At 71.2% G+C, this 10,515-nt stretch carries 9 protein-coding genes; 2 read left to right on the top strand and 7 right to left on the bottom strand.

What is annotated here, in order from left to right:
* Positions 1-3: 3 nt before the first annotated feature.
* Positions 4-306 (bottom strand): DUF3039 domain-containing protein, encoded by a 303-nt coding sequence (locus ACFU99_RS18980; RefSeq protein ID WP_363130664.1) that lies wholly within the window; start codon positions 304-306, stop codon positions 4-6.
* Between the two features lie 30 nt (positions 307-336).
* Positions 337-930, bottom strand: a complete 594-nt coding sequence (locus ACFU99_RS18975) for a YqgE/AlgH family protein (RefSeq protein WP_384393201.1) — start codon at positions 928-930, stop codon at positions 337-339.
* 340 nt (positions 931-1,270) lie between these two features.
* On the opposite strand from ACFU99_RS18975, the gene murA reads away from it, so the two are divergent.
* Positions 1,271-2,614 (top strand): UDP-N-acetylglucosamine 1-carboxyvinyltransferase, encoded by a 1,344-nt coding sequence (murA, locus tag ACFU99_RS18970; RefSeq protein WP_384393198.1) that lies wholly within the window; start codon positions 1,271-1,273, stop codon positions 2,612-2,614.
* Between the two features lie 142 nt (positions 2,615-2,756).
* Here the strand turns inward: murA and ACFU99_RS18965 are convergent, their stop codons facing one another.
* The 5 genes from ACFU99_RS18965 to ACFU99_RS18945 form a co-directional block, all read right to left on the bottom strand.
* Positions 2,757-3,038: an HU family DNA-binding protein gene (locus ACFU99_RS18965; RefSeq protein ID WP_069811080.1), complete on the bottom strand. Its 282-nt coding sequence runs from the start codon at positions 3,036-3,038 to the stop codon at positions 2,757-2,759.
* 325 nt (positions 3,039-3,363) lie between these two features.
* The gene (locus ACFU99_RS18960; protein ID WP_384393195.1) at positions 3,364-4,797 is read right to left on the bottom strand and encodes an NAD-dependent malic enzyme; all 1,434 of its coding nucleotides are present in this window, start codon (positions 4,795-4,797) and stop codon (positions 3,364-3,366) included.
* Between the two features lie 494 nt (positions 4,798-5,291).
* Complete coding sequence (locus ACFU99_RS18955) at positions 5,292-7,709, bottom strand: HelD family protein (protein ID WP_384393192.1); 2,418 nt, start codon at positions 7,707-7,709, stop codon at positions 5,292-5,294.
* Positions 7,710-7,828: 119 nt separating this feature from the next.
* Complete coding sequence (locus ACFU99_RS18950) at positions 7,829-8,554, bottom strand: anti-sigma factor family protein (RefSeq protein ID WP_384393189.1); 726 nt, start codon at positions 8,552-8,554, stop codon at positions 7,829-7,831.
* Positions 8,551-9,039 (bottom strand): sigma-70 family RNA polymerase sigma factor, encoded by a 489-nt coding sequence (locus ACFU99_RS18945; protein ID WP_384393204.1) that lies wholly within the window; start codon positions 9,037-9,039, stop codon positions 8,551-8,553. Before ACFU99_RS18945 ends, ACFU99_RS18950 begins: the two co-directional genes overlap by 4 nt.
* A gap of 349 nt (positions 9,040-9,388) precedes the next feature.
* Here ACFU99_RS18945 and ACFU99_RS18940 point away from each other — a divergent pair, with 349 nt between their 5' ends.
* Entirely contained in the window at positions 9,389-10,387 is a 999-nt protein-coding gene (locus ACFU99_RS18940) for a CHRD domain-containing protein (protein ID WP_384393187.1), read from the top strand.
* The last annotated feature ends 128 nt before the right edge of the window (positions 10,388-10,515 follow it).

The following is a 10,515-nucleotide window of genomic DNA, read 5'->3' as shown; positions in this document are numbered from 1 at the left end:
CGGCTACTTCTTGTCGCCGCCCTTGCCGCCCTTACCGTCCTTGCCCTTGTCCCCGCCGGTGTTCATGCCCTCGAAGATCTCCTTGCACATCGGGCAGACGGGATACTTCTTCGGGTCGCGCCCGGGGACCCAGACCTTCCCGCAGAGTGCGACGACCGGAGACCCGGAGAGCGCGCTCTCCATGATCTTGTCCTTCTGGACGTAATGGGCGTAGCGCTCGTGGTCGCCGTCGCCGTTCGACACCTGCGGCGTCGGCTCTACGAGGGTGCCGGTCCCTGCCCCGCGCTCGGGCTCAAGAGTGCTCATGGTTTCCAAGGGTACTCAAGGCGGGCGCGGTCAGTTGAGGCTCGGGTCGTCCGGATAGGTGGCGACCATCGCCAGCTCGTTGCGCTGGCGGCGCAGGACCGACCGCCACAGCCGTTCGGGGTCCGGGGAGGAGACGTCGCCGGGCTCGGACTCCACCACGTACCAGGCGCCCTCGGCCAGCTCGTCCTCCAGCTGACCGGGCCCCCATCCGGCGTATCCCGCGAAGATCCGCAGCGAGCCGAGCGCCGCGGCCAGCAGCTCCGGCGGGGCCTCCAGGTCCACCAGCCCGATCGCGCCGTGCACCCGCCGCCAGCCGACCGGTCCGTCCCCGAGGACGGCCGCGGCGCCCTTCTCCTGCCCCTCCCCCGGCACCACGGCCACCCCCAGCGCCGAGTCGAGCGAGACCGGCCCGCCCTGGAAGACGACGCCCGGCTCGCCGGCCAGCTCGGCCCAGGATTCGAGGATGTCGCCGACGCCCACCGGCGTGGGGCGGTTCAGCACGACCCCCAGCGAGCCCTCCTCGTCGTGGTCGAGGAGCAGCACCACGGCGCGGTCGAAGTTCGGATCGGCGAGCGCCGGAGTGGCGACAAGCAGCCGTCCTGTGAGGGAGGACACCTCGGTCATGACGACATGATCCCGCATTTACGGGCGCGGCGGGGCGCGGACGGCGAGTTGGGCGCGGCCGGGCCGCGGCGGCGCGCCACGGCGTACGAAGAGATACGACGCCGTGGTCAGAGGGCGTCCGGCCGCCTTGGGCGGTCAGGCGCGGCAGAGCGCCGCGAGAGTCGGGAGGGACCGTCCGCAGCAGTCCCCTATGTTCATAACTGTTCGTTCCTGAACGCCAACACAGCGTGTTGTGACAAAGCCATTACGTCCTGGAAGCCCCCTTGTGCACACTGACGCCCACTCGGGTCCCATTACGCTTTCCTCTTGGCCCCCGACCAACTCCAGGAACGCGAGATCCATGACCGGCACTGACGATGTACTGCTCGTCCACGGCGGCACCCCGCTGGAGGGTGAGATCCGGGTCCGCGGCGCGAAGAACCTCGTGCCGAAGGCCATGGTCGCCGCGCTGCTCGGCAGCGGACCGAGCCGGCTGCGCAATGTGCCCGACATCCGGGACGTACGCGTCGTGCGCGGGCTGCTGCAACTGCACGGCGTGACCGTACGTCCTGGTGACGAGCCCGGTGAGCTGGTGCTCGACCCCTCGCACGTGGAGAGCGCGAACGTCGCCGACATCGATGCCCACGCCGGCTCCTCGCGCATCCCGATCCTGTTCTGCGGCCCCCTGCTGCACCGGCTGGGCCACGCCTTCATCCCGGGGCTGGGCGGCTGCGACATCGGCGGCCGGCCCATCGACTTCCACTTCGAGGTGCTGCGCCAGTTCGGCGCGACGATCGAGAAGCGGGCGGACGGCCAGTACCTGGAGGCCCCGCAGCGGCTGCGCGGCTGCAAGATCCGGCTGCCGTACCCGTCGGTCGGCTCGACCGAGCAGGTGCTGCTGACGGCCGTGCTGGCGGAGGGCGTCACCGAGCTGTCGAACGCGGCCGTGGAGCCGGAGATCGAGGACCTCATCTGCGTGCTGCAGAAGATGGGCGCGATCATCTCCCTGGACACCGACCGCACCATCCGCGTCACCGGCGTGGACCGGCTCGGCGGCTACAACCACCGCGCCCTGCCGGACCGCCTGGAGGCCGCCTCCTGGGCGAGCGCGGCGCTGGCCACCGAGGGCAACATCTACGTCCGCGGCGCGAGCCAGCGCGAGATGATGACGTTCCTCAACACGTACCGCAAGGTCGGCGGCGCGTTCGAGATCGACGACGAGGGCATCCGGTTCTGGCACCCGGGCGGCTCGCTCGACGCCATCGCGCTGGAGACGGACGTCCACCCCGGCTTCCAGACCGACTGGCAGCAGCCCCTGGTGGTGGCGCTGACGCAGGCGTCCGGCCTGTCCATCGTGCACGAGACGGTGTACGAGTCCCGGCTCGGCTTCACCTCCGCGCTCAACCAGATGGGCGCGCACATCCAGCTCTACCGCGAGTGCCTGGGCGGCTCGGCCTGCCGGTTCGGGCAGCGCAATTTCCTGCACTCGGCGGTCGTCTCCGGCCCGACCAAGCTCCAGGGCGCGGACCTGGTCATCCCGGACCTGCGCGGCGGCTTCTCGTACCTGATCGCGGCGCTGGCGGCCCAGGGCACGTCCCGGGTGCACGGCATCGACCTGATCAACCGCGGCTACGAGAACTTCATGCGCAAGCTGAACGACCTCGGCGCCCACGTGGAGCTGCCGAACGGCGCGCTCCCCGAGTAAGCGAGCCAGTACGAGCCAGTGAGCGAGCCGGGGCCCCTGGGAGCCGGGGCCCTGAGAGCCCCTGGAGCGCCCGTACGGGCCCGTAGAGACGCCAAAAGGGCGGCCACCCTCCCGGGGGTGGCCGCCCGTCTCGCTTGGGGTCTTACTTACCCTTGGCGGCTTCCTTGAGCTTCGAGCCCGCGGAGACCTTCACGCTGTAACCGGCCGGGATCTGGATGGGGTCGCCGGTCTGCGGGTTACGAGCGGTGCGAGCGGCACGGTGGGTGCGCTCGAAGGTCAGGAAGCCGGGGATGGTGACCTTCTCGTCGCCCTTGGCGACGACCTCACCGACGGTCTCGGCGAGTGCGGCCAGAACGGCGTCGGCGTCCTTGCGGGTCACCTCGGCGCGCTCGGACAGAGCGGCCACCAGCTCACTGCGGTTCATTTTGTACTCCCGTGTTCTTCTTGCCAATGAGGCGTGAGATCGAAGCCGATGCTGCCAGGGCCCTCGGACAGTCCCCGGACCCGGGTCTGCTGCCAGACCCTCGCGCCCGAATACGCATCCTGCCCCCACCTGTGGCGGGAAAGCCAATCCGGCACCCAGGAGAGTCACACGGAAAGCGCCACTGTTTCAAAGTCGTGACGCTCCGTCTGCTCCCGGCAGCGCACCGGAGGGCTCGCGTCAGGGCTTTGACCGTATTTCTGCGGCCAATTTCTGCCCGCCACCCTATGGGGGTGTTGCGGGCGGCGCGCCATTCGACGCGCCGAGGTCAGGCCGTCGTGGTGCCCGTCACAGCGGCGCCGGCCGCTTTGGCGGCATTGCGGACCGCTCCGGCGACATCTCCGGCGACCCGGTCGTTGAATACCGAGGGGATGATGTAGTTCGGGTTGAGTTCCTGTTCCCCGACGACATCGGCGAGCGCTCCGGCGGCCGCCAGCATCATCTCGGTGTTCACGGTGCGCGACTGCGCGTCCAGCAGGCCGCGGAAGACGCCCGGGAAGACCAGCACGTTATTGATCTGGTTCGGGAAGTCGGAGCGGCCGGTGGCGACCACCGCGGCGGTGCGTCGGGCGACGGCCGGGTCGACCTCGGGGTCCGGGTTGGCCAGCGCGAAGACGATCGCGTCGTCCGCCATGGCGGCCACGTCGTCCCCGTCGATCACGTTGGGGGCCGAGACGCCGATGAACACGTCCGAGCCGGCCACGGCCTGCTTGAGGGTGCCTGTGACGCCCTCGGGGTTGGTGTTGTCGGCGATCCAGCGCAGCGCCGAGTCCGGGTCGGCGTCCACCAGGTCCGTACGGCCCGAGTGCACGACGCCGTGGATGTCGGCGACGACGGCCTGCTTGACGCCCGCGGCGAGCAGCAGCTTGAGGATGGCGGTGCCGGCCGCGCCCGCGCCGGACATCACGACGCGCACGTCGCCGATGGCCTTGCCGACCACCCGCAGCGCGTTGGTGAGGGCGGCGACCACGACGATGGCGGTGCCGTGCTGGTCGTCGTGGAAGACCGGGATGTCCAGGGCCTCGCGCAGCCGGGCCTCGATCTCGAAGCAGCGCGGCGCGGAGATGTCCTCCAGGTTGATGCCCGCGAAGCCGGGGGCGATGGCCTTGACGATCTCGACGATGGCGTCGGTGTCCTGGGTGTCCAGGCACAGCGGCCAGGCGTCGATGCCCGCGAAGGTCTTGAAGAGGGCCGCCTTGCCCTCCATGACCGGCAGCGCGGCCTTGGGGCCGATGTTGCCGAGGCCGAGGACGGCGGAGCCGTCGGTGACCACGGCGATGCTGTTGCGCTTGATGGTCAGGCGGCGGGCGTCCTCGGGGTTGTCCGCGATGGCCTGGCAGACGCGGGCGACGCCGGGCGTGTAGACCATCGAGAGGTCGTCGCGGTTGCGGATGGGGTGCTTCGACGACATCTCGATCTTGCCGCCGAGGTGCATCAGGAACGTACGGTCGGAGACCTTGCCGAGCGATACGCCCTCGATGCCGCGCAGCTTCTCGACGATCTCGTCCGCGTGCGCGGTGGAGGTCGCGGCGATGGTGACGTCGATACGGAGCTTTTCGTGGCCGGAGGCGGTCACATCGAGGCCGATCACGGAACCACCGGAGGACTCCACGGCGGTGGTGAGCTGACTGACGGCCGTCCCGCTCGCGGGGACCTCCAGCCGGACCGTCATCGAATACGAGACGCTAGGCGCCGTTGCCATGGCCGACTTCCTCTGCTTTCCCTTATGTCACTTGGTACGTCACCGGGGCTCAGAGCCGGGGCGCGCTGTCCGATCGTCCCACCTACCGACTGGTATCAGGTAACCAGCCTCGGATTTCGGAATCGGGATTTCACGATACGGGATCGGATCGCCCGGGGCCCGTGGGGTCCTGACGGCCGCCGCATCGCTTCATCATGCAACGATCCTCCTCCTGCCCCCCGAACGCAGAACGGGCGCCCCTCCCCATACTGGAAAGGACGCCCGTTCCCGACGTTTAAGTGACACCGACCCGCCATGCTCGCCTCGCGGCAAGTGGTCGCTCGTAGCGACGATGGTTGGGCCCGGGGGCTTGGATCGGGCCGGTGCCACACCCAGGCTAACAAACAGTGCCGGGAAGTGATTCCTGTAGCGGAAGTTGATGTGAAACCGCCCCCGGAACCGCCCCGGAACCGCTCCCGGATCAGCTCCTCGCGCCGCCGCGGGCCGACGCCCCGTCAGTCCCGCAGCAGGTCCGGCACCCCCGCCCCGTCCGGCTCGTCCCGCTCCCCCGACAGCACCGTGAGCCGCTGCGTGGCGCGGGTCAGCGCCACGTACAGCACCCGCAGCCCGGCCGGCGACTCGTCGGCGATCTCGGCGGGCGAGACCACGACCGTCGCGTCGTACTCCAGACCCTTCGCCTCCAGGCTGCCCAGCGGCACCACCCGGTCGCCGAGCCCCGCGAGCCAGCGCCGCGCCGCCTCGCGGCGGTCCATCGCCACGACCACGCCCACCGTGCCGTCCACGTCGGCCAGCAGCCGCCGCGCCTCCTCGCGCACGGCCTCGCCGAGGTCGCCCCCGGCCACCGCGAACCGCGGCCGCACGCCCGTGGAGCGGACCGCGGAGGGGGACTCCATGCCGGGCATCGCCAGCGCCAGGACGCGCGCGGCCAGCTCCGCGATCTCCGCCGGGTTGCGGTAGTTGACGGTGAGCCGGAAGCGGCGGCGCGGGCGGTTGCCGAGCGCCTCGTCGCGCGCGGCGGCGGCCTCGTCCGGGTCGGACCAGGAGGACTGCGCCGCGTCGCCGACGATCGTCCAGGTGGCGTGCCGCCCGCGGCGGCCGACCATCCGCCACTGCATGGGGGTGAGGTCCTGCGCCTCGTCGACGATGACGTGCGCGTAGTCCGTACGCTCCTCCGCCAGCCGTTCCGCGCGCTCGCGCCGCGTCTCGGCCCGCTCGGGCATCAGCTCCTCCAGCCCGGTGAGCTGGTCCAGCGGGTCCAGCTCGCGCGGCCGTCTGGGCCGGGCCGGCGCGCCGAGCAGGGTGTGCAGCTCGTCAAGGAGCGCCACGTCGTGCACGGACAGCGGGCCCTGCCCCGCCGCGTCCAGCCGCCGCAGCGAGCGGGCGAGGGCGCGGACCTCGCGCTGGCTCAGGATCCGCCGCGAGAAGCGGCCGAGCTGCCGCTCGTCGGCCATGGCCGCGAGCACCTGACGCGGAGTCAGCTTCGGCCACCAGGCGGCGAGGAAGCCGGTGAAGTCGTCCTCGGAGCTGATGTCCTCGTCGAACGCCTCGCGCGCCTCGGCCGCCAGCTCCGGGTCCGAGTAGCGCCGCGGGCCGCCGGTCTTGGCCCACAGCGCGTCGAGCAGCAGCCGGCGGGCGCGCGGGCGCATCAGGTTCAGCGGCGCGGTGCCGCCGAGGGCGCTCGCGCGGATGCGCCGCAGCTCCTCCGCGTCCAGCTCGACGCGCGCGCCGAACGCGACCACCCGCAGCCGCTCGGGCGGCCCGGCGACAGGAGCCGCGCCGTTCGCCTCGGTCTCCAGATCGGCCAGCGACAGCTGCCCGTCCTCAGCGGCGGCGGGAGCGGCGGCAGGAGCGGCGGCCCCGGCCCGCGGCAGGTCCAGCGCCCCCCGCGCCGCCTTGCGCAGCACCTTGAGCATCCGGGAGGAGCCCTTGATACGGGCGACCGCCGGAGTGTCGTACGTACCGGCCTCCGCCCCCTCGACGAGTGAGCCGACCGCCCGGATCGCGACCTGCCCCTCCTCGCCGAGCGACGGCAGCACGCCCTCGGTGTACGCGACCAGGAGCGGCGTCGGCGAGACGACGAGGATGCCGCCCGCGTACCGCCGCCGGTCCTGGTAGAGGAGGTACGCGGCGCGGTGCAGGGCCACGGCGGTCTTGCCGGTGCCCGGCCCGCCCTCGACCTCGGTGACGGAGGCCGCGGGCGCGCGGATCACCATGTCCTGCTCGGCCTGGATGGACGCGACGATGTCGCGCATGGTGTGGCTGCGGGCCTGCCCCAGCGCGGCCATCAGCGCGCCGTCGCCGACCACCGCGAGATCGGTCCCGTTCAGCGTCGCGGTGAGCTCGGGGCGCAGCAGGTCGTCCTCGACGCCGAGGACCCGGCGGCCCTTGGAGCGGATGACGCGCCGCCGTACGACCCGGCCGGGCGCGACCGGCGTCGAGCGGTAGAAGGGCGCGGCGGCGGGCGCGCGCCAGTCGATGACGAGCGGGGCGTAGTCCGCGTCGAGCACGCCGATCCGGCCGATGTGCAGCGTCTCGGCGATCTCCGCCCGGTTCTCGTGCACGGCGTCGGCGGCGGGCTCCACGGAGGTGTACGCCCCGTCGGGGCCCTTCTTGCCGTCCTCGCCGAGGAGCAGGTCGATGCGGCCGAAGAGGAAATCCTCGAACTCGCTGTTGAGCCGATTGAGGTGGACCCCGGCGCGGAACACCTGGGCGTCCCGCTCGGCGAGCGCGCCGGGCGTGCCGACCTGGCCGCGCTTGGCGGCGTCGTCCATCAGGAACTCGGCTTCGTGGATCTTCTCTTCAAGGCGCCGGTACACCCGGTCCAGATGCTGTTGCTCGACACCGATCTCGCGGTCCCGGACTCCGTCCCGCTCCGTCGCTGTCTGCGCGTGCGCGGCGTTCTGCGCGGCCACCCAAGCCCCCTTCTGCTGTGCCTAGGGCAGCCGTCGAGCGTACGCGAACAGAGGTGGTGAGCGCACCTGTCAGGACATGGGCGGTTTCTGCGGACGAAGCGAGATGAAGCGCGCGGTGTTCAGACCTTGACGGAAGCGAGCTGTTTTCCGTCGAGCGTGCGGACGTCGAAGCGGGCGATCTCGTCGCGGTTCATGGCGGCCCCGCCGTGGGTGTAGAGCGGCTCCTTGTTCCATTTATCCGAACCGCCCGCCACCCCGTAGCCCCCCTCCGGGACGGCCCACGTGGTGACGGTCTCCTCCTCGCCGTCCTTGCCGACGGCGATCAGGTCGCACTTGAGCGGCCCCTTGACGTTGCCCAGCTTCAGCGCGACATGGGTGCCCCAGGGTTTGGACTGGAGCGAGACGCTCGCGTCGGCCTTGGTGACCGGGTCGACGGTGGAGTACTTCTCGCCGTCGTCGTACATCTGCTGGGCCATGCCGACCGCGGAGTGGCCCCCGGCGTCCTGCTGGTTGAGCGCGAGGCCGACCAGCGGCCCGGAGACGATCAGGGCGGCGGCCGCGGCGACGAGCCACAGCCGCCGGGTACGGCCGGTGCGCCGGGCGGCGGTGACCTCGCCGAGCAGGGTGTCGAGGACCCGCGGCCCCGGGCGGACGGTGAGCACCTCGGGGTCCGGCGTGGACTCCTTGAGGTCGGTGAGGAGCGGCGAGAGCCCCATGAAGTCCTCCAGCCCGGCCGCGCACTGCGGGCACTCGGCCAGATGCTCCTCGAAGCGGGCCGCGTCCGCCTCGTCGAGGACGCCCAGCGCGTAGGCGGCCACATCGGTGTGCTGCGCCGGCTGCGTCATGCCGTCACCCCCCGTTCCTCCAACGAGAGCTTCATCGAGCGCAGCGCGTAGAAGACGCGGGATCTGACCGTCCCGGCCGGCACGCCCAGCTCTTCAGCAGCCTCGTTCACCGTTCGTCCTTTGAAATAGGTCTCTATGAGGGCCTCTCGGTGGGCGTCCGTGAGGTCGCCCAGTGCGTCGGAGATGGTCATCAGTCGTAGTGCTCGGTCGATCTCGTCGGCGGCCGGGACCAGTTCGAGCGGCGCGGGGTCCACCTCTTGCGGGCGGGCCTGCCGGCTGCGGTGTCCGTCGATGACGATGCGCCGCGCGACGGTCACCAGCCAGGGCCGCGCGGAGCCGGTGGCACGCCGCAGCTGGTCGGCGTTGCGCCAGGCCCGTAGCAGCGTCTCCTGGACGACGTCCTCCGCGCGCTGGCGGTCCCCCGCCACCAGGCGGATGACGAAGGCGAGGAGCGGCCCGGCGTGCTCTTCGTAGAGCGTCCGCATGAGCTCCTCATCGGGAGACGTCCTGTCGGCCACGACGGCATCTTTGCGCACGCCTTCCCCCGGGTCGATAGCGCGAGTCGAATTTCCTGGACTCCGGTCGGCTGCCCGGCCGTTGACCGTGTTCCGGCGCCGCCGTTGACCATGAATACGGGCGCGGCGGGCCGCCGACTCAGCGTCCGGGGAAAAATCATGAAAGGCATTCCGCATACGTACGGGAATGCGCCCGCGTTCAGGTGAACGACTGTGATTCAGCCCTCAATTCACGGCTGAACGGGCCCGTGGCGCACGTCCGTACGACAGCCCGAGCAGCCGGTGCAGGGGGCAGCGGCTGGATCAGGGGGAGGTCGCCATGAAGCGGTTCACCGTCGTAGCGAGCACCGCGGCGGTCGTCGCCGTGACGGCGGCGGGCGTGACGTTCGCGACGCGGTCCGGAGACACGGATAGGACGGGCGGCTCGCGTGCCACGGCATCGTCCCAGGCCACGACCGGTGCGGTCGGCGACGCCGGCGGTACGGGCGGCAGCGGATCGACGTACTACGCGGGCAGCCTGAACGGGCGGAACGAGGTCCCCAAGGCCGGCGGTCCGGCCGTCGGCGACAAGGACGGCAAGGCCATCGCGTTCCTGCGGGTCCAGGGCGACAAGGTGTCGTTCGCCCTCAAGTACCGGGGGATCGCGACGCCCACCGCGGCCCATGTCCACCAGGGCGCGAAGGGCGCCAATGGGGACGTGAAAATCCCGCTGCTGATGAAGAAAACGGCCGACGGGCAGACGTCGGTCAGCGGCACGGTCACCGTGAAGGATCAGCAGCTCCTGAAGGATCTCGAATCCAATCCGAATGGTTTCTATTTCAACGTCCATACCGGTGAATTTCCCGGCGGCGCGGTACGCGGCCAGGTACACAAACTGAGCCGGCCGCTGAACATGGACACCGCCGTGAACAGCTTCCAGGCGTCCGTCGCACGCGGCAGCCAGATCTACGCGTGCACCAGGCAGCCCGGCGGCGGCTACGCCTTCACCCAGAACAACGTCAGCGCGCGGCTCGGCGGCGACATCGCCCACTCCTTCACCCGTCCCGGCGGGTCCCCGCAGTGGGTCGCCCCCGACGGCTCCGCCGTCACCGGGGAAGTCCTCTCGAAGACCCCGAACGGGACCGCGAACATCCCCGAACTCGACCTGCGCGCCACGCGGTCCGCCGCCTCGCGGACGACCGGCCTGCTGGCGGACACCACCGAGATCCTGCGCCTGAACACCGTCGGCGGCACGGCCCCGACCGGCACGTGCGACCCGGTGCGGCAGCCGACGGTCTCGGTGCCGTACGAGGCGGACTACCTGTTCGTGGGCAAGTAGCCCGTACGTCGGCCCGTAGGCGACAGCCCGGACGAGCGGCTCGCCGACCCGCCCCGAAAAGCCGGTCCCACCCGGGACCCACCCCCGCCCACCCCCCCGCCCCCCCCCCCCGGGCAGCGCCACCACCA

The organism is Streptomyces sp. NPDC057654, from assembly GCF_042800135.1.
Taxonomy (GTDB): Bacteria; Actinomycetota; Actinomycetes; order Streptomycetales; family Streptomycetaceae; genus Streptomyces.
Note: the sequence above shows the minus strand (reverse complement) of the source record. Positions and strands in the feature narration are given on the sequence as shown.

Excerpts from the sequence above, each read along its gene's own strand:
- ACFU99_RS18980 (WP_363130664.1), bottom strand. The coding sequence starts at position 306 with ATGAGCACTCTTGAGCCCGAGCGCGGGGCAGGGACCGGCACCCTCGTA.
- ACFU99_RS18975 (WP_384393201.1), bottom strand. The coding sequence starts at position 930 with ATGACCGAGGTGTCCTCCCTCACAGGACGGCTGCTTGTCGCCACTCCG.
- murA (WP_384393198.1), top strand. The coding sequence starts at position 1,271 with ATGACCGGCACTGACGATGTACTGCTCGTCCACGGCGGCACCCCGCTG.
- ACFU99_RS18965 (WP_069811080.1), bottom strand. The coding sequence starts at position 3,038 with ATGAACCGCAGTGAGCTGGTGGCCGCTCTGTCCGAGCGCGCCGAGGTG.
- ACFU99_RS18960 (WP_384393195.1), bottom strand. The coding sequence starts at position 4,797 with ATGGCAACGGCGCCTAGCGTCTCGTATTCGATGACGGTCCGGCTGGAG.
- ACFU99_RS18950 (WP_384393189.1), bottom strand. The coding sequence starts at position 8,554 with ATGACGCAGCCGGCGCAGCACACCGATGTGGCCGCCTACGCGCTGGGC.
- ACFU99_RS18945 (WP_384393204.1), bottom strand. The coding sequence starts at position 9,039 with ATGCGGACGCTCTACGAAGAGCACGCCGGGCCGCTCCTCGCCTTCGTC.
- ACFU99_RS18940 (WP_384393187.1), top strand. The coding sequence starts at position 9,389 with ATGAAGCGGTTCACCGTCGTAGCGAGCACCGCGGCGGTCGTCGCCGTG.